The organism is Acidisoma sibiricum (genome assembly GCF_057837225.1).
In genome coordinates this window covers 876107-894630 of the sequence record NZ_CM174445.1, presented here as the reverse complement: position 1 = coordinate 894630, position 18524 = coordinate 876107, and the positions used below count along the sequence as shown (strand labels likewise).

The window sequence follows — 18524 nt, the reverse complement described above, 5'->3', positions numbered from 1 at the left end:
GGGCGGGCGAGCGCAGCTGTATGACCGCGCCATGAATGCATTGTTGTCCCCCTCACCCGCCCTGGCCGAGGTTCTGCACGCGGCTCACGGCACCAAATTTGACGTGGTTGTGATCGGCGCCGGTCATGCCGGCTGCGAAGCCGCCGCCGCCGCCGCCCGCATGGGCGCGCGCACCCTGCTGCTCACCCATCGTATCGAGACCATCGGGGCCCTCTCCTGCAACCCGGCCATCGGCGGCATCGGCAAGGGCCATCTGGTGCGGGAGATCGACGCCCTCGACGGCGTCATGGGACGGGCGGCCGATCGCGCCGGCATTCATTTCAAGGTGCTCAATCGCAGCAAGGGTCCGGCCGTGCGTGGGCCGCGGGCGCAGATGGACCGGCATCTCTATCGCCTCGCCATGCAGGATATCCTGGCGGCCCAGCCCAACCTCACCATCGTCGCCGGTGAAGCGGCCGATATTGAGCAGGATGCGGCCGGCGCCGTCACCGCCGTGCTCGACGCAGCCGGGCACCGCTATGCCTGCGGTGCCGCCGTCATCACGACCGGCACCTTCCTCAATGGCATGATCCATGTCGGCGCCGAGAAATCGCCCGGCGGCCGCATCGGCGAAGCGGCCGCCTTGCCGCTGGCGCAGCGTCTGCGGGCGCTGGACCTGCCCGTATCGCGCCTCAAGACCGGCACCCCGCCGCGCCTGGACCGCGCCAGCATCGACTGGGACAGTCTCGCCGAGGATGAGAGCGAGACGGTCCCCGAACCGTTCAGCACGCTGACGACGCGTATCGATAACCGCCTGATCAGCTGCGGCATCACCGGCACCACGGCCGCGACCCATGCGCTGATCCGCGCCCACATCCATGAATCAGCCGTCTATGGCGGGCATCTGTCAGGCCGTGGGCCACGCTACTGCCCCTCGATCGAAGACAAGGTGCATCGCTTCCCCGAGCGCGACCGTCACCAGATTTTTCTGGAGCCTGAGGGCCTGCCGGACCATCCCGGCGGCGACCTGGTTTATCCCAATGGCATTTCGACCAGCCTGCCGGCGTCCGTGCAGGACGCGCTTCTCAAGACCATCCCCGGACTGGAACAGGCCCGCGTGGTCCGTCACGGCTATGCCATCGAATATGATTTCGTCGATCCCCGCGCGCTGGGCCCGGATCTGGCGCTGAAAGCCGTCCCCGGGCTGTTTTTGGCCGGCCAGATCAATGGCACCACCGGCTATGAGGAGGCAGGGGCCCAGGGCATCATCGCGGGCATCAATGCGGCGCGCCTTGCGGGTGGTGCGGCGCCGGTGCAGGTCGACCGCTCCGAGGGCTATATTGGCGTGCTGATCGACGATCTGATCACCCACGGCGTCACTGAACCCTATCGCATGTTCACCTCGCGCTCGGAATACCGGCTGTCGCTGCGCGCTGATAACGCCGATCTGCGCCTGACCGATAAGGGCATTGCCTGGGGCTGCATCGGGCCGATCCGGGCAGCGCATTTCTCTGCCTTCCGCGATGCCTTGTCCCAGGCCCGGTCGGCCACGTGCGCGGAGATGCATATGCCGGCGCGTTTGGCCGAGCGGGGCCTTGCCGTCCGCGCCGACGGCCGTGCCCGCAGCGTCTTTGACATTCTATCGCTGCGCGACCTCTCCTCCGCTCAGCTCATGGCCGCCTTCCCCAGCCTGGCGGACCTGCCGCCGCGGGTCTATGAGGCATTGGAAACCGAGGCCCGCTATGCCGCCTATCTCGGCCGGCAGGAGGCGGAGATTCGCAGCTTCAAGCGGCAGGAAGACATCACCCTGCCGGACCGGCTGGACCTTGCCCATTTGGGCGGCCTATCGGCGGAACTGCGGGACAAGCTGGCGCAGCACCGCCCGCGCTCCCTTGGGGCCGCTGCGCGCATTCCGGGCATGACGCCGGCCGGTCTTGCGATTATCCTGGCCGGACTGCGCAAGCTCGACGCTGGCGTTTCACGTGAAACAATCGGGGCGTGACGCGGTGACCACTGCCCATGCCTTCGCCCCGGCCACTGAGATCACGCGGCGCCTCGAACTCTATGCTGCGCTCCTGGTCAAATGGAACCCGACCATCCGCCTGATCAGCAGTCAGGACATATCTGCCATCTGGAAGCGCCACATCGATGACGCGCTTCAACTCCTGCCGCTGCTGCCGACCCCGCTCGACGGCGCCATCGATCTCGGCTCCGGCGGCGGCCTGCCGGGCATGGTTCTGGCGATCGCTTCGGGCATCCATTTTGATCTCGTCGAATCCGATGGCCGGAAAGCCGCCTTTCTCCGGGAGGCGGCGCGTGCCACCGGCGCGCCGGTGACCATTCATGCCGAGCGAATCGAGGACCTGACGATCGCGCCGCGCCCCCTGGTCACGGCGCGTGCCCTGGCGCCATTGCCCAAGCTGCTCGCCCTCGCCTATCCGCTCCTCAGTCCCGGCGGGTCCTGCCTTTTCCCCAAGGGCGAGCGCGCCGAGGCCGAGCTGCACGAGGCCGAAGCCACCTGGTCCATGCGGGTCGACAGCCTTCCGAGCCGCACCGCGCCCGGCGCCCGACTCCTCTTCATCCATGACCTTCATCCCAAGAGGCAGACAGAATGAGCGCCTCCTCCCGCTTGCGGGCCATGATCGACGCCGACCGCAAAATGGTCTCGGCCGATCTCGCGGATCGCAAGCCCGCGCCGCCGCCCGCCACGACCCGGGTGCTGGCCATCGCCAATCAGAAGGGTGGCGTCGGCAAGACCACGACCGCGATCAATCTCGCCACCGCGCTGGCCGCGGCCGGTTATGCCGTGCTGCTGATTGATCTCGACCCGCAGGGCAATGCCTCCACCGGCTTCGGCCTGCCCCGCAATGCCCGCGGCACGGGCACCTATTCCGTCCTGGTCGAAGGCGCGCCGGTCGCCAAAGCGGTGCGGGCGACCATGGTCCCCGGCCTGTCTTTGCTGCCGGCGGACCCGGATCTCTCGGCCGCAGAACTGGAACTCGTCGCCGTGCAGAACCGTGAAACCCGGCTGCGCGATGCCCTGGCGGCCTGGCCGGACCTGCCGCGCCACCACTTCGTCATCATCGATTGCCCGCCGAGCCTGGGCCTGCTCACCCTGAACGGCCTGCTGGCCGCCAATGATGTCATCGTGCCCCTGCAATGCGAGTTTTTCGCCCTTGAAGGCATTACCCAGATCACGCAAACAATCGAAGCCGTGCGTCATCGGCTTAATCCGGGCCTGTCGCTGCACGGCATCGTGCTGACGATGTATGACCGGCGCAACAATCTCTCGGATCTGGTGGCGGATGACGTCCGCAGCTTCTACGGCAAGAAAGTATATGAGACTGTGATTCCCAGAAATATCCGCATTTCCGAGGCCCCAAGCCACGGCAAGCCGGTCATGCTCTATGATTTCCGGTCTCCCGGCGCCCAGGCCTATATCCGGCTCGCGGCGGAACTGGTGGATCGCCTCGGCCTGCCGACGGATCGCGCCGCATGAGCACGCGTGACGCGAGCCCCCGGCTCGGCCGCGGCCTCGCCGCGCTGCTGGGCGAGGATACCAGCGCCGCCCCGCGCCAGAACTCCATCCAGCTCATCCCGCTCGATCTGCTGTCCCCCGGCCCCTTCCAGCCGCGCACCCAGCTCGACCCGTCGGAACTGGCCTCACTCGCCGCCTCAATTCGCGAGCAAGGCGTGCTGCAGCCCATCCTGGCGCGGCCCGACCCCAAAAACCGCGGCCATTTCCAGATCATCGCCGGCGAGCGGCGCTGGCGGGCTTCCCAGCAGGCGGGGCTGCATGAAATTCCGGCTCTGGTGCGCGATCTGGAAGATACCGCCGCCATGGCCGCGGCCCTGGTCGAGAATCTGCAGCGCGAGGATCTCAACCCGATCGATGAAGGCGAAGGCTATCGCCGCCTGATGGAGGAGTTTTCGCTGACCCAGGAACGCGTCGCCGACAGCGTCGGCAAGTCGCGCAGCCATATCGCCAATACCGTCCGCCTGCTGAAACTGCCCGCGGCGGTGCAGACCGAACTCCGCCGCGGCACCATCAGCGCCGGCCATGCCCGCGCCCTCCTCACCCATCCCGATCCCGCCAAGGCGGCCATGGCCGTCATCGCCCAGGGGCTGAACGTGCGCCAGACCGAGGCGCTGGCTAGCCGCCAGGGAGAGGACGGCTCGCCCAAGCGTCGCGAACAGCGCGAAAAAGACCCCGATACCAAGCTGATCGAGCGTGAGCTGGAAGAGCGGCTTGGCCTGGCCGTCGCCATCAACAGCCGCGGGCGGGGTGGCACAATGCAGCTTCAGTATAAAAGCTTCGAGCAGCTGGAAGGGCTCATCGCCCTTCTTCTGCAGCGCTAATCGCGGGTTTCAATGATCCATTATCAACTGCAATGCGCTGAGGGCCACGGTTTCGACGGCTGGTTCAAGGATAGCGCGTCTTTCGACGATCAGGCCGAAGCCGGTTTCGTCGCCTGTCCCAGTTGCAACAGCACCACGGTCTCACGCGCTCTGATGGCGCCCTCGCTCGGCCGGGGCACCCGCAAATTCGAGACCTCTGCCAAGACTGCGGCGCCCCAGCCGGACCAGAAGCAGCCCGATGCCGCCCGCCCGGCGGCCGGCGGTGCCGCTAGCCGTGACAGCCTGCCTATCGCCGCCAGCAGCGGCGGGGCGGCCGCCATTGCCGAAAACGGCCTGCCGGACAATGTCCGCGCCCTGCTGCAGCGCCTGCGCGCTGAGGTCGAGCGCAGCTGCGACTATGTCGGCACCAATTTCGCGGAAGAAGCGCGCCGCATCCATTACGGAGAGACGAACCCGCACGGCATCTATGGCGAGGCCACGGCCACCGAGGCCGAGGCTTTATCCGAGGAAGGCATCGATATCGGCGTGCTACCCTGGCTGCCGCGCTCGGACAGCTGAACAGGAGCGTGGCCGCCGGCGTCCTGATCCAGCATTAAAACGACCCGCGGATCACACCGGCAAGCCGTGTTCGCGCGCCCAGCTGCTTAAGGGTTCACGCAGGCTCGCGGCCAGCGGATTATGGCTGCGGATCGCGCTCAGCACACGGCGAAAGGCGGCCAGATCGGCGCGGCGCAGCAGCGTCTTCACCCGAAGCAAGGCGGCCGGCGACATCGACAGCGAGTGAAAGCCCAGCGCCACCAGAATCAGCGCATCCAGGGGCCGTCCCGCGGCCTCGCCGCAAAAGGACAGAAACACCTTCTCGGCTTCGGCGTGACGCACGACGGATTCCAGCAGATCCAGCACGGGCGGGGAGATCAGGTCGTAGCGCCCGGCGAGATTAGGCGTGCCGCGATCAGCCGCGAACAGGAACTGCATCAGATCGTTCGATCCGACCGAGACGAAATCCACCTCTTTCATCAGCTGCGGCAGCTGCCACAGCAAGGCCGGCACTTCCAGCATGGTGCCCAGGCGCAGCCGCACGGGCTTATGCTCCCGCCGTGCCACCTCCGCGTCCAGCAGGCCGCGCGCCGCACGGAACTCGGCGACGGTCGCGACCATCGGGAACATGATCCACAGTTCCCGCCCATCAGCCGCCGCCAGCATGGCGCGGAGCTGCCGCCGTAGCGTCATCGGCCGGTCCAGGCCAATGCGCAGCGACCGCCAGCCCATGGCAGGGTTTTCACTCACCGGCAGATTGGCCGTCGGCAGCAGCTTGTCCCCGCCCAGATCCAGGGTGCGGAACAGCACCGGGCGCCCGGCGGCATGGTCCAGAACGCGCGCATATTCCGCCGTCTGCCAGCCCATCAGCTTGTCGCTCGCCAGAAACCCCTCTTCGGCCGCCGGATCGGCGGTTTCGCCGGCGTGATCGGTGCCGGGCCGATGCTGGGCGAGAAGCGAAATTTCGGTGCGGTAGAGACCGATGCCGGCGGCCCCGGTCGCCTCCAGCTGCGGCAATTCCAACGGCAGGCCAAGATTGATCATGAGCGAGACGGCAACACCGTCCGCCGTCACCGCCGGCTGGTCGCGCAGCGCAAAAGATCCGGCGGCATGGGCCTGTTCCAGGGAAATCGCGCTGGCATAGGCCTGGCGCACCTCATCGCCGGGACGCAGGATGAAAATGCCATCCTCCGTGTCCAGAATACCCTCGTCGCCGTCCTGGCAGGCATCGACGACGCCGCGGGCATCCGACAGGGCCGGCAGGCCCAGCGAGCGCGCCAGAATGGCCGCGTGCCCGGCCGCACTGCCTTCTTCGATGACGAAACCCGCGACCCCGCGGGCGTGCCAATCCAGAAGCTCGGCCGGTCCCAGGCGCCGGGCGACCAGAATGGCGCCGGCCACGTCCGGCACCTCACCCTCCGGCCGGGGCTGGGCAGTGTGATCCAGCCGGTGCAGCTGGGCGACCAGACGGTTGCCGAGATCCTCGATATCGACCAGCCGCTCGCGCAGATAGGGATCGGTGATCCGCCGCATGCGCTCGCGCAGCTCGCCCAGCACGCGCATGACCGCGGCTTCCGCTGAAAACCCGCCTTCGATCATGGCGGACACCCGCTTCAGCCAGCCGGCATCCGCCGCGATCATGCGATAGGCCGCGATGATATCGCTGGACGCATCATCGGTCATGGCATCCGAGGTACCGCGGATCAGCTCTTCCAGCCCGGCCTGCATCTGCTCGCTGGCGGATAGCAGGCGCGCCTGCTCCACCGCCGGGTCCGCCGCGAGGACGCGGGCGCGGGGGAAGCGCTGTTCCGCCCGCACGATCGGCCCCATGACGATGCCCGAGGCCAAAGCCAGCCCATCGAAGCGCCGCGGCAGGGCAGCGCCGAACCCTTCGTCGCGCACCTCGACCGCCCCGGCCGCCGTCAGCATTTCAGCCAGCAGCATGGCGACGGTCTCGACCGCCTCCTGCTCAATCTCGGAGAAGCGGCGCGGCTCGCGGCCCTGCACCGTCAGCACGCCGACAATATGGCCGGAGCGGCGAACAGGGATCGCGAGCAAGGAGGCGAAGGCGGCCTCCCCGGTTTCAGGTCTTTGCGCAAAGGCTGGATGCTCGCGGGCATCGGCCAGATTGATCGGGCTGCCCATGGCCGCTACCAGCCCGACGATGCCTTCGCCCAGACGCAGGCGGGTGCGCCCGACGGCTTCAAGCTCAAGTCCGCAGGTCGCGATCAATTCCAGAACTTCCCCGGTCCGCATCACATAAAGCGAGCAGACTTCCGTCGCCATTTCGCTGGCGACAAGCTCGATGAGCTTGGGAAGCGGCGTATTCCCAAGGGCCAGGCGCTCCCGCAGATGTGCGAAAAGCCGCCTGGGAGTCCAGGGAGTCGTGTCAGACCGGGGCGACGGCTGATCCACGGCTCGCCAACATTGCTTCCGCCTCGTCGAGCAGCTGCGCGATCACCGCGGCCACCGGCCGCTCCTCGCGCACCATGCCGACGGATTGACCGGCCATGACCGAGCCTTCCTCGACATCGCCTTCGACCACCGCCCGGCGCAGCGCACCGGCCCAGAAATGCTCGATCGACAGCTGCGCTTCCTCCCGGCTCAGTTCATTCGCCTGAAAGCGCCGCAATGTTTCGGCCTGGGTCTGCAGAAAGCGCTTGGTGCCGGCATTCACCAGGCCGCGCACCGGGATCACCGGAAACCGCTCATCCAGCTGGATGGAGGGCAGCGCATCCCGCGCATTGGCGCGGAAAAACGCCTGTTTGAAATTGGCATGCGCGATGCTCTCGCGCGTTGCCGCGAAGAGCGTGCCGAGCTGTGCGCCGGCGGCGCCCATGTCCAGCATGCCGAGGATCGCATCGCCCCGGCCCAGGCCGCCGGCGACGAAAACCGGCACCTCGCGGATGACGGGCAGAATCTCCTGCGCCAGCACCATCAGCGATACCGGCCCGATATGGCCGCCTGCTTCTGACCCTTCGATGACCAGCGCATCCGCGCCGGAGCGGACCAGACGCTTGGCCAGAACCAGGGCCGGGGCAAAGCAGACAAGCTTGGCGCCGCCGTCTTTGACGGCTCTGACAGCGCCGCCCGAGGGCACGCCGCCGGCCAGCACGATATGGCCGACACCCGCCCGCAGGCAGACCGCGATCAGCTCATCCAGGGCCGGATGCATGGTGATGAGATTGACGCCGAAGGGCTTGTCGGTCAGCGCCTGGGTCGCCGCGATCTCGGCTTCCAGCAAGGCCGGCGGCATCGAGCCGCAGGCAATGACGCCGAAGCCGCCGGCATTGGAAATGGCCGCAACCAGATGGCGTTCGCTGACCCAGCTCATGGCGCCGCCCATGATGGCGTAGCGGCTGCCAAGGAAGTCGGTTCCCCGGCGCCACATCTCTGCCAGTTGCGGGGACGCCGCGCGCATGGGGCTTTCGGTCGCGGTCACGGCATTACGCTCCAGATCAAGCGGCATCGAGGCCATAGGCCGTATGAAGAGAGCGCACGGCGAGTTCAGTATAATCCGCGGCGATGAGAATGCTCACCTTGATCTCGCTGGTGGAAATCACCTGGATATTGATCCCCTTCTCGGCCAAGGCCTTGAACATGGTGCTGGCGATGCCGGCATGGCTGCGCATGCCGACGCCCACGACACTGATCTTGGCGACATTCGTATCGGCCAGCAATTCGGCATAGCCGATCTCCGGCTGCGCCGCCGCCAGGGCCGCCTGAGCCCGGGCCAGATCGGTCTGCCCGACGGTAAAGGTCATGTCGGTCATGCCGTCCTCGGAAATATTCTGGACGATCATGTCGACATTGACATTCTCGGCCGCCAGCGTCGTGAAGACGGCTGCGGCCACGCCCGGCCGATCTGGCACCCGCCGCACGGTGAGCTTAGCCTCATCGCGCGAATAAGCGATCCCAGACACGATTTCCTTTTCCACGATCTCATCCTCATCCACGACCAGAGTGCCCGGCAGGTCCTTGAAGCTGGACAGGACCTGAACCCGCACTCTTTCCTTCATCGCCAATTCGACGCTCCGCGTCTGCAGAACTTTCGCACCCACCGAGGCCAGTTCCAGCATTTCCTCGAAGGAAATGCGTTCCAGCTTGCGCGCACGGGGCACGATACGCGGGTCTGTGGTGTAGACGCCATCCACATCGGTATAAATGTCGCAGCGATCCGCCTTCAGGGCGGCCGCGAGCGCCACGGCCGAGGTATCGGACCCGCCGCGACCCAGCGTCGTGATTCGGTTATCGGGACCGATGCCCTGGAAGCCGGTGACCACCGCCACCTGGCCCTGGCCCATGCGCCGCACCAGCTCGCTCCCCTCGATCCGCTCGATCCGCGCCTTGCCATGCGCCCCGTCGGTCAGGATCGGCACCTGCCAGCCCGCCCAGGACCGCGCCTCGATACCGAGATTTTGTAGCGCGATCGCGACCAGTCCGGCGGTGATCTGTTCCCCGGTCGAAACCACCATATCGTATTCCCGCGCATCATGCAGGGGCGACAGGCTTTGGCACCAGCCGACCAGCTGGTTGGTCGTGCCCGACATGGCGGAGACAACGACCGCCACCTCATGCCCGGCCTCAACCTCGCGGCGAACACGTTCGGCGACATTGCGAATACGATCCAGATCGGCGACGGAGGTGCCGCCGAACTTCATGACAATCCGGGCCATGATACCTTTCCAAGGCAATCCTTGTGCGGGATTGCATTTCAACCGATCGCCTCTGCACCGTGACGGGATTAGGCACGCGGCGGCCGAGGCTTTATGACTGCGCCGGCGCCGCCCAGGCGGGCATCCGTACGGGCGGAACACATAGCCGCGCTATAGCTTAGGGGCAATGATGCAGGACGGAACTCTTTCAGACGCAGAAGTCGCACGTTTCGATGCCCTGGCCGCAGACTGGTGGGCGCCGAAGGGCCCGATGGCGCCGCTGCATCAGATGAACCCGCTGCGCGCCGACTGGATCGACACGCAGATCCGCCGGCATTTCGCGACCCTGCCACAGTCAGAAATCCTGGACATCGGCTGCGGTGCCGGCCTCCTCGCTGAAGCGCTCGCCAAAAAAGGTTTTTCTGTTCTGGGCCTGGACGCGGCGCCTGCCGCCATTCGCGCGGCCGAAAATCACGCCGCAGGGCAAAATCTACCTCTGCGCTACCGGCTCGGCCGCATCGAGGATTTACGCACGGACAGTGTCACTTTCCCGGTCGTCACCGCGCTCGAAGTCATCGAACATATCCCCGAACCGGAGACTTTCATGGCGCTTCTGGCCGAGGTCGTGGCACCGGGCGGATTGCTATGTGTATCGACGCTCAACCAGACCCTGCGATCTCTGCTCACGGCCAAGATCGGGGCTGAGTATATTGCGCGGCTGCTACCCGTCGGCACGCATAGCTGGCGCCAGTTCATCGCGCCGAAAACCCTCAGCGCCATGGCGGGCCGGGCCGGGCTGCGCACCATCGCCAGTGCGGGCATGAGCTTCAATCCCTTGCGCCAGCGCTGGACGGAAAGCCGCGATCTCTCGATCAATTACATTATGGCCTTCGCCAAAGACGGATAGGATCGGGCTAGCCGGCCTTGCTGCGCTGCAGAATTTCTCATGCACCGCTCAACCGCTCAGACAGCTTCACCGGTTAAACCCATCTTCGGGGCCTGCTCTTGCGCCGTACCCCTGCTAGGCCGACCAAAAACGGCGTTCCTGAGCATATTTATGCGTAACTGCGCGCGCCACCATCGCTTTGATGGCCGAGCGATTGTGTTCAAGCCTTGACAATTGCGCAGGCCCGGACGACAATCTCACCCAATAAATGGCAAGATTCGAGGGAGGCTATCCGCACATGATCCTCATGGCCCGCTGTGCAGGTGACCGCGCGTGAACCGTATCATCAACGACCCTGAACAGGTCGCCGACGAAACGATCGCCGGTGTTCTGAAGGCCTTTCCAGAGCTTCTGTCGCCGACCGCTAATCCGCGCGTGCTGCGCGCGACCCAGCAGCGCGGACCGGGTAAAGTCGGCATCGTCACCGGCGGCGGCTCCGGCCATGAACCGGCCTTTCTCGGCTTCGTCGGTCCCGGCCTTTGCGACACCGTCGCCTGCGGCGAAATCTTCGCCTCCCCCACCGCCAAAAGCTTTCATGAGGCCTTCCGGGTGGCCGATCAGGGCGCCGGCGTCGCCTGCCTCTACGGCAATTACGCCGGCGACAATATGAATGTGAAGATGGCGATCAAGCTCGCCGCCAAGGATGGGGTCGAAGTTCGCACCGTCGTCGCCAATGACGACGTCGCCTCCGCGCCCAAGGAAGAGTCCGCCAAGCGCCGCGGCGTTGCCGGTGAGATCATGATGTGGAAGACGGCCGGGGCGCTGGCCGACGAAGGCGCATCGCTCGAGCAGGTCATCGCCGTCGCGCAGAAGACGATCGACGCCACCGGCAGCGTCGGCATCGGGCTGTCCGCCTGCACCATTCCGGCCGCCGGCAAACCCAACTTCACCATCGAACCGGGCATGATGGAAGTCGGCATCGGCCATCATGGTGAGCCGGGCGTCGCCGTCATGCCGATCAAGCCGGCACAGGAGATGGCCGCGCTAATGCTCGAGCGCATTCTGGAAGACAAGGGTTTCGGCCAGGGTGACGACGTCGCCGTCCTCATCTCCGGTCTCGGCGCGACCCCGGTCATGGAGCTGTACCTGCTCTATAATCATGTCGATGAGATGCTGCGCGCCCGCGGCATCACCCCGCGCCACCGCTTCGTCGGCAATTACTTCACCTCGCTCGAAATGATGGGCGCCTCGGTCACCGTCACCCGACTGGACGCGGAGCTGGACCGCCTGCTCGGCCGCCCGGCGCATTCGCTCGGCCTGACCGTCATCGGCCGCTAATTCGACACACTGCGCGGGCGCCCGATCGCCGGGCCCCGCGACTTTGAGGGATACCAAGCCATGAGCAGCTCAACCCTGCCTAACGATCTTCCCGCCAAGATGGACGCCGTCGTCGCCTATGCGCCCGGCGATTACCGCTTCGAGCAGGTCGATGTGCCGCGCGCCGGGCCGGACGATATCATCATCGAGATCGAGGCCGTCGGCATCTGCGCCGGCGACATCAAATGCTTTCAGGGTGCGCCCTCTTTCTGGGGTGACGACAAGGGCCAGCCGAAATACGTCAAGCAGCCGATGATCCCCGGCCATGAATTCATCGGCCGCGCGGTCGAAGTGGGCGAGACCATCGCCCGTGCGGGTCAGTTCAAGGTCGGCGACCGGCTGATTTCCGAACAGATCGTCCCCTGCGACAAGTGCCGTTACTGCACGCGCGGCGAATACTGGATGTGCGAGGTCCATGACCTTTACGGTTTCCAGAACAACGTCAACGGCGCCATGGCGCGCTATATGCGCTTCCCCAAGACCAGCCGCACCTACCACGTACCGGAAGATCTCTCGCTGGAAGCCGCCGCCCTCATCGAGCCCTTCGCCTGCTCGGTCCATGCCGTGAACCGCGCCAAGATTGAGCTGGACGATATCGTCGTGCTGGCCGGCGCCGGCACGCTCGGCCTCGGCATGGTGGGCGCGGCGCGTCTGAAGAACCCGACCAAGCTCATCGTGCTCGATACCAAGGCCGATCGCCTGGCACTCGCCAAGAAATTCGGCGCGGATATCGTCATGAACCCGCTCGAAGTCGATGTCGTCGCCGAAGTCAAGAAGCTGACGGGCGGCTATGGTTGCGACGTCTATATCGAAGCGACCGGCCACCCGGCCAGCGTCCGCCAGGGCCTCAACATGATCCGCAAGCTCGGCCGCTTCGTTGAGTTCAGCGTCTTCGGTGAGGAAGTGACGGCCGATTGGAGCATCATCGGCGACCGCAAGCATCTGGATATCTACGGCGCGCATCTCGGCCCCTATTGCTATCCCTTCACCATCGCGGCCCTGACCGACGGCCGCCTGCCGTTCGAGGGCGTCGTCACCCACAAGCTGCCCTTGAAGGATTTCCAGACCGGCTTCGATCTGATGAAGAAGGGTGAGAACTCCATCAAGACCATTCTTATCCCGTAAGGCATGCCGCTTATTGCGGCAGACGGCCAGGGCTGCGATGACCGTCAAGGTCGTCGCGGCCCCAAAGGGTGACGGCTCTCCGGCATGGGTCCCGCCGGGGCGATTGCGTGTCACCTGATAATAAAGAAAACTGAAAAATAGATGTCCGATCCACACAGGCGATCCTGGCCCATGCTGCAGCGTCCCGATGAAAAGGATGCCGAACTCGATGTCATGACCGAGATTGCGGCGCTCTATTACGCCGATCAGGTCACGCAGGAAGAGCTGTCCCAGCGCTTCGGCATGTCGCGCGCCAAGATCGGCCGGCTGCTCAAGCGTGCGCGGGAAGAAGGCATCGTTGAAATCCGCGTGCGGCCCCATCCCGGTGTGGCCGGTGAGATCGAGAAGGAATTCATCCGCCGCTTCGCCATCGACCGGCTGATCGTGGCGGTCGATCATCGCGATCAGGAAACCCAGCGCCAGGCGGTCGCCAGCCTGGTCGCCGCTCACCTCACGCGCGTTCTGCGCGACAGCATGATCGTCGCCGTCGGCATGGGCCGCAATGTCGGCGCTGTCGCAGACGGGATCATGGCCCCCTCCAGCCAGCGCTCCGTCACCTTCGTCTCGGCCATCGGCGGCAGCTTGCGCGCCGGCGAGATCATGAATTCAGACCATATCTGCCGCCGCCTCGCCGCCCGTTTCGGGGGCGAAAGCGAAACCCTCTATGCCCCGGCCCTGGTCGAAAGCCCGGCCATCCGCGACGTTCTGCTGCAGAACGATACCGTGCGGCAGACGCTGGACCGCGCCCGCCGCGCCGATATCGCGATCATCGGCGTGGGCGACCTCAGCGAGGACAGCAACATGGTGCGGATGGGATGGTTCACGCCGCAGGAAGTGACCGAAGCCCGCCTCGCCGGCACCATCGGCGACATGATGGGCTATGATTTCTTCGATATCCAGGGCCAGCCCTCAGGCCGTCCGCTGCATGGCCGCATCATGGGCCTGACGACCTCGGAACTGCGGCGCATCCCCAATGTCGTGGCCATTGCCAGCGAAAGCACCAAGGCCGCCGGCATTCTGGGCGCGCTGCGGACGGGCGCGATCAATACCCTCGCCACCAGCCTCAGCAATGCCCATACGGTGCTCAGCCTGGATGATGCAACGCGTCAGCCACGGCCGCTGGCGTCTCTGCCAGCAAACGGTAGCCCACACCCGGCTCATTGATCAGCAGCGCCATCGTCGCCGTGTTCAGCTTCTGGCGCAGGTGCCAGACATAGACGCGGAGATATTGCAGGTCCTCGGCATGGGCCGGTCCCCAGACCGCCGTCAGCAGCTGGCGATGGGTCACGACCCGGCCCAGATTGCGCATGAGGATTTCGAGCAGCGCGAATTCGCGCTTGGACAGCGATAGCAATACGTCGTCCTCGCGCACCTCCCGCTTGTCGAGATCGAGCGTCAGCCCGCCCGCCCGCAGTACCGTATCGACCCCATCCTGCATGCGCCGATGGCGCAGCGCCGCGCGAATACGCGCCAGCAGCTCACCCAGGCCGAAGGGCTTTTCCACGTAGTCGTCGGCGCCATTGTCGAGCGCCTGGATCTTCTGGGCCTCCTGATCACGGGCCGAGAGAATGATCACCGGCACCGCGCTGAAGCCGCGCAGACGCGGCAGCAGGGTCTGCCCATCCTCATCCGGCAGGCCGAGATCGAGCAGGACCAGATCGGGCGCGCGCGATGCCGCCAGGCGCAGCCCTTCGCCGCCGGTCATCGCCTGCTCCACCTCATAGCCGGCGGCTTCCAGCGCGGGCAGCAGAAAGCGGTGAATCTGCTTCTCGTCGTCGATGACCAGAATTCGGGCGCCGTTCATGCCTGCACTCCTGGTGCTGCGGGCAGATGGATGGTGATGGCGGTGCCCGGCAATCCATCCCGCGGCAGGTCGGGGCGTGGGCTCAAAGCCGAGATGGTGCCGCCCATGGCCTGGACGAAGCCACGGGCGATGGCAAGGCCCAGGCCCGTCCCCGGGGCCACGCGGTCGCCGTGCTTGGCACGATAGAAACTGTCGAACACCTGGCCCAGATCCTCCGGCGGAATGCCGATGCCCTCATCGGACAGCGTGATGGCCACGCCCCCCTTCTCCGCCTCCGCCGACAGGCGGATACCCGCCCCGACGGGCGAATATTTCACAGCGTTTTCCAGAATATTCGTCAGCGCCTGCTCCAGCAAAGCCGGATCAGCGCGGCAGGCCAGGCCCTCGGGCACGCTGACCGCGACATGCAGGGCGCCCGACACGCGGCTGCATACGGCGTCGATCAGCGGCGCCAGGTCCACCGCCGTCAGGCGGGGCGCGATGTCGCCGCCCTCCAGCCGCGTCAGGTCCATGATATTGGCGAGAAAACGGGTCATCCGACCGACATCTTCCTCGATACTGGCCAGCAAATCCTGCCGGGTGGCGTCAGACAGTTTCTGCCAACTGGCGCGCAGCGTCTCCGCCGCACCGCGAATACCGGTCAGGGGCGTGCGCAGATCATGGGACAGCGAATTCAGCAGCGCGGTCCTGAGCGCCTGGGTCTCGGACAGGGCCTCGCCGCGTGCGGCCTCGGCCGCCAGGCGCACGCGCTCCAGCGCCACCGCCGCCTGATCGGCGAGTGCGCCCACGGCCTGCAGGCTCGGCGTCGATAGCGCGCCCGCCGGGGGCGGCCGGAAGCCCAGCACACCGACGACGCCGCGGCTGGTGCGGATCGGCAGGAAGCGCCAGGGTGCTGATGGCAGAGTGGCGGTGCCGGTGCCGGCCTCTTCCTGCTTGGCATAGGCCCAGCGGGCCGCCGCCAGACTGCTTTCGTCCAGCGCCGCACTGCCCTCGGGCCGCTGTGCCCGCACCACCAGACCGGCCGGCGTATCGGTCAGCACCGCCGCTTCCGGCGCGAGGGCTGCCGCCTGCTGCGCAATCTCGACCATCAGCTCGTCCTCGGTCGCGGGCTCGCCCAGGCGCCGGCTGAACAAGCCGATGCGGCGCAGACCCTCGATGCGTCCCTGCGCGGCGATCGCCTCGGCCCGCACGCGACCGGCGAGCAGGCCGCTGGAGGCCGCGACGATGCCGAAGACGACCAGGGCCACCAGATCGCGCGGGTCGGAAATGGTCAGCTGATACAGCGGGGGCAGAAAAAAGAAGTTCCAGCCGACGAAGCCGAGCGCGGCTGCGGTGAGGCCGATGGCAAGCCCATACAGCGCTGCGACCGCCATCACGGCGGCCAGAAAGACCATGCCCAGCGCCTCGTGATCCAGCCAGGGCTGGGACAGCTCGCCGATGCTGATGACCAGCGCGATGACGCCGACCGCACTCGCCCAGGGCAGCGGCGCACGAGGCAGGCGCGGCCAGGGCCGCCGCGGCGACCGTTCGGCCGTCGATGGCACAACCAGCAGGTTGAACTCGCTGCCCTGGCGCAGCAGCTGCTCGGCAAGGGAGGGTTTTGCCCATAGCCGGCGCGCCAGATGCCGAAAGCGCCGCGGCCGCGGCGTGCCGATGACGATTTGCGTCACGTTGCGGCGGGAGGCGATATCCAGCGCAATGGACGCAACATCGCGACCGGCCTGGGTCTCGACCTCGGCGCCCAGCCGCGCCGCCAGCGCCTTCGGCCCCTGGGATTTCAGAAGCCCGGCCATGCCGTCCTTCGGCCGCTCGATATGCAGCGCGATCCAAGGGGCGCGCAGTGCATCGGCCAGCTGCTTAGCCCGCCGCACCACGGTCTCGGCCGAGGCGTCAGCGCCGATCAGCGCCAGAATGCGCTCGCTCGCCGGCCAGGGCCCCTTGATGGCATTGAGCTGCATATAGCCACGGACATCGGCATCGACATGCTGCGCCACGCGCCGGAGCGCGATTTCGCGCAGCGCCGTAAGATTGCCCTCCCGGAAGAAGGCGTTCAGCGCCCGGCGGGCGGTCTCCGGCCGGTAGATCTTCCCCTCGCTCAGACGCTTGCGCAGTTCCGAGGGCGTGATGTCGATCAGCTCGATCTCGGCCGCGAGTTCCAGCACCTGGTCGGGCAGGGTTTCCGTCACGCGCACGCCGGTGATGCGGGCGACATCGTCATTGAGGCTTTCGAGATGCTGGACATTCAGCGTCGCCCAGACCGGAATCCCGGCCTCCAGCAATTCCGCCACGTCTTCCCAGCGCTTGGCGTGCTGGCTGCCGGGCGCATTGGTATGGGCAAGTTCATCGATCAGGATCAGGCCGGGCCGGCGCGCAATCGCCCCTTCCAGGTCAAATTCTTCCAGCGTCTGGCCGCGATAGGGAAGCTGCTTGGGAGGCAGGATCGGCAGATCGCCGATCTGGGCCGCCGTATCCGCGCGGCCATGAGTCTCGACCACACCGATGAGGACATCAACGCCTTCGCGTGCCCGCTGGCGCGCGGCCACGAGCATTTCCCAGGTCTTGCCGACACCGGGAGCGGCGCCCAGGAAAATACGCAGCGCCGCCCGCTCGCGGGTGGCAAGGGCGGCAGCCAGGGCATCCGGGTCGGGGCGGTTTTCCTCACGCATCCCTCTTCATACCGCAATTCGGACCGGCATGAAGGCGGCGCCTGCTACCCGCCCAGCAGATCCGCGATCAGCTGCGGATCGACCGCGTCCAGCCGGGCAGGCTGCCACTGGGGCAGACGGTCCTTGTCGACCAGCATGGCGCGCACGCCCTCCGCAAAGTCCGGCTGGCGGATCACCTGCGAGACCAGCCTGAACTCGGCCGCCAGCGCCTGGTCCAGCTCCAGACCGGCGCCGCGGCGCAGGGAGGCCAGGCTCCAGCACAAAGCGGAGGGCGACACGCGCGCCATCGCGGCGATGGCTGAACCAGCCCAATCGGCAAAGCCAGATGCGGCGGCCATCGCTGCCAGCCGCGCCTGGATGGCGGACACGCTCGCGGCGGAAAAAACCTCGGCAATCGCGGGCAGGACGGGGGCGAGAGAATAGTCGGGCAATGGCGCCGCAAAACGCGCCAACGCGGGCTGCCCTTCGCCCGCCAGGGCCACGGCCAAGTCCGCCAAACGGTCAGCCGGCACATAGGCGGTCCCGAGCCCGGCATGGACAGCATCCGCGCCGGCCAGCCGGGCACCGGTGAGGCCCAGATAGGTGCCGAGGAAGCCCGCGAGGCGCGGCAGAAAATAGCTCGCCCCGATATCGGGCGTGAGGCCGATTGCCGTCTCGGGCATGGCCATCACCGTGCTTTCCGTCACGATCCGGTCCGAGCCATGAACCGAAATGCCGAGACCGCCGCCCATGCAGGCGCCCTGGATCAGGCTGACATAGGGTTTAGGGAAATGGGCGATCGCCGCGTTGAACGCATATTCCTCGGCAAAGAACGTCTCAGCCGTCTCATAATCTTCATCCAGAACGGCCTGCCGGACGGCGCGCACATCACCGCCGGCACAAAAAGCCCTGCCCTCGCCTTGCAGAATGACGATCTCGATGGCGGGGTCATCCCGCCACTGCCGCAGCTGCGCCGCCAGCGCACGTACCAGAGGAAGATCCAGCGCATTGAGGGCCTGCGGGCGCCGCAGCAGAAGCCGCCCTGCCCGCCCGTCGCGCCATGCCGCCAAACCCGCCGTGTCACCGGCCGTTCGCTCGCTCGTCATGCCCCATTCCCC

At 66.5% G+C, this 18524-nt stretch carries 15 protein-coding genes; 9 read left to right on the top strand and 6 right to left on the bottom strand.

Features of this window, described 5'->3' with window-relative positions; all coding sequences use genetic code 11:
• Positions 1-31 precede the first annotated feature (31 nt).
• Genes mnmG through AC3G7M_RS04275 form a run of 5 tightly spaced genes read left to right on the top strand, consistent with a single transcriptional unit; the run spans position 32 to position 4896 of the window.
• Positions 32-1981, top strand: coding sequence for a tRNA uridine-5-carboxymethylaminomethyl(34) synthesis enzyme MnmG (gene mnmG / locus AC3G7M_RS04295; RefSeq protein ID WP_489214478.1), 1950 nt, complete (start codon positions 32-34; stop codon positions 1979-1981).
• The gene (gene rsmG / locus AC3G7M_RS04290) at positions 1962-2594 is read left to right on the top strand and encodes a 16S rRNA (guanine(527)-N(7))-methyltransferase RsmG (RefSeq protein ID WP_489214477.1); all 633 of its coding nucleotides are present in this window, start codon (positions 1962-1964) and stop codon (positions 2592-2594) included. Before mnmG ends, rsmG begins: the two co-directional genes overlap by 20 nt.
• A gap of 44 nt (positions 2595-2638) precedes the next feature.
• Entirely contained in the window at positions 2639-3478 is an 840-nt protein-coding gene (locus tag AC3G7M_RS04285; RefSeq protein ID WP_489215956.1) for a ParA family protein, read from the top strand.
• On the top strand, positions 3475-4338 hold the full coding sequence (locus AC3G7M_RS04280; RefSeq protein WP_489214476.1) for a ParB/RepB/Spo0J family partition protein: 864 nt from the start codon (positions 3475-3477) through the stop codon (positions 4336-4338). Before AC3G7M_RS04285 ends, AC3G7M_RS04280 begins: the two co-directional genes overlap by 4 nt.
• 12 nt (positions 4339-4350) lie before the next feature.
• Complete coding sequence (locus tag AC3G7M_RS04275; RefSeq protein WP_489214475.1) at positions 4351-4896, top strand: DUF1178 family protein; 546 nt, start codon at positions 4351-4353, stop codon at positions 4894-4896.
• A 51-nt stretch (positions 4897-4947) separates the two neighbouring features.
• On the opposite strand, the gene AC3G7M_RS04270 is transcribed toward AC3G7M_RS04275, so the two are convergent.
• From AC3G7M_RS04270 to AC3G7M_RS04260, 3 genes are read right to left on the bottom strand one after another with little or no spacing between them, the layout of a single operon-like run.
• Positions 4948-7290: a phosphoenolpyruvate--protein phosphotransferase gene (locus tag AC3G7M_RS04270; protein ID WP_489214474.1), complete on the bottom strand. Its 2343-nt coding sequence runs from the start codon at positions 7288-7290 to the stop codon at positions 4948-4950.
• On the bottom strand, positions 7265-8296 hold the full coding sequence (locus AC3G7M_RS04265) for an NAD(P)H-dependent flavin oxidoreductase (RefSeq protein WP_489215954.1): 1032 nt from the start codon (positions 8294-8296) through the stop codon (positions 7265-7267). Before AC3G7M_RS04265 ends, AC3G7M_RS04270 begins: the two co-directional genes overlap by 26 nt.
• A 37-nt stretch (positions 8297-8333) precedes the next feature.
• Positions 8334-9551 (bottom strand): aspartate kinase, encoded by a 1218-nt coding sequence (locus AC3G7M_RS04260; protein ID WP_489214473.1) that lies wholly within the window; start codon positions 9549-9551, stop codon positions 8334-8336.
• A gap of 250 nt (positions 9552-9801) precedes the next feature.
• On the opposite strand from AC3G7M_RS04260, the gene ubiG reads away from it, so the two are divergent.
• The 4 genes from ubiG to AC3G7M_RS04240 all read left to right on the top strand — a co-directional run bounded on the left by ubiG (position 9802) and on the right by AC3G7M_RS04240 (position 14121).
• The gene (gene ubiG, locus AC3G7M_RS04255; protein WP_489214472.1) at positions 9802-10437 is read left to right on the top strand and encodes a bifunctional 2-polyprenyl-6-hydroxyphenol methylase/3-demethylubiquinol 3-O-methyltransferase UbiG; all 636 of its coding nucleotides are present in this window, start codon (positions 9802-9804) and stop codon (positions 10435-10437) included.
• A gap of 312 nt (positions 10438-10749) precedes the next feature.
• On the top strand, positions 10750-11754 hold the full coding sequence (locus AC3G7M_RS04250) for a dihydroxyacetone kinase subunit DhaK (protein ID WP_489214471.1): 1005 nt from the start codon (positions 10750-10752) through the stop codon (positions 11752-11754).
• 60 nt (positions 11755-11814) lie between these two features.
• A complete protein-coding gene (locus tag AC3G7M_RS04245) occupies positions 11815-12918 on the top strand; it encodes an alcohol dehydrogenase catalytic domain-containing protein (RefSeq protein WP_489214470.1) in 1104 nt (367 codons plus the stop codon).
• 171 nt (positions 12919-13089) lie between these two features.
• Positions 13090-14121 (top strand): sugar-binding transcriptional regulator, encoded by a 1032-nt coding sequence (locus AC3G7M_RS04240; protein ID WP_489214469.1) that lies wholly within the window; start codon positions 13090-13092, stop codon positions 14119-14121.
• Here AC3G7M_RS04240 and AC3G7M_RS04235 read toward each other — a convergent pair.
• From AC3G7M_RS04235 to AC3G7M_RS04225, 3 genes are read right to left on the bottom strand one after another with little or no spacing between them, the layout of a single operon-like run.
• The gene (locus AC3G7M_RS04235) at positions 14042-14761 is read right to left on the bottom strand and encodes a response regulator (RefSeq protein WP_489214468.1); all 720 of its coding nucleotides are present in this window, start codon (positions 14759-14761) and stop codon (positions 14042-14044) included. The two genes, AC3G7M_RS04240 and AC3G7M_RS04235, sit on opposite strands and share 80 nt — an antisense overlap.
• Positions 14758-17427 carry an ATP-binding protein gene (locus AC3G7M_RS04230; protein ID WP_489214467.1) on the bottom strand — a complete coding sequence of 890 codons (2670 nt, stop codon included), beginning with the start codon at positions 17425-17427 and terminating at the stop codon, positions 14758-14760. The genes AC3G7M_RS04235 and AC3G7M_RS04230 overlap by 4 nt, the downstream gene beginning before the upstream one ends.
• 44 nt (positions 17428-17471) lie before the next feature.
• Complete coding sequence (locus AC3G7M_RS04225; RefSeq protein ID WP_489214466.1) at positions 17472-18512, bottom strand: enoyl-CoA hydratase/isomerase family protein; 1041 nt, start codon at positions 18510-18512, stop codon at positions 17472-17474.
• Positions 18513-18524 lie beyond the last annotated feature (12 nt).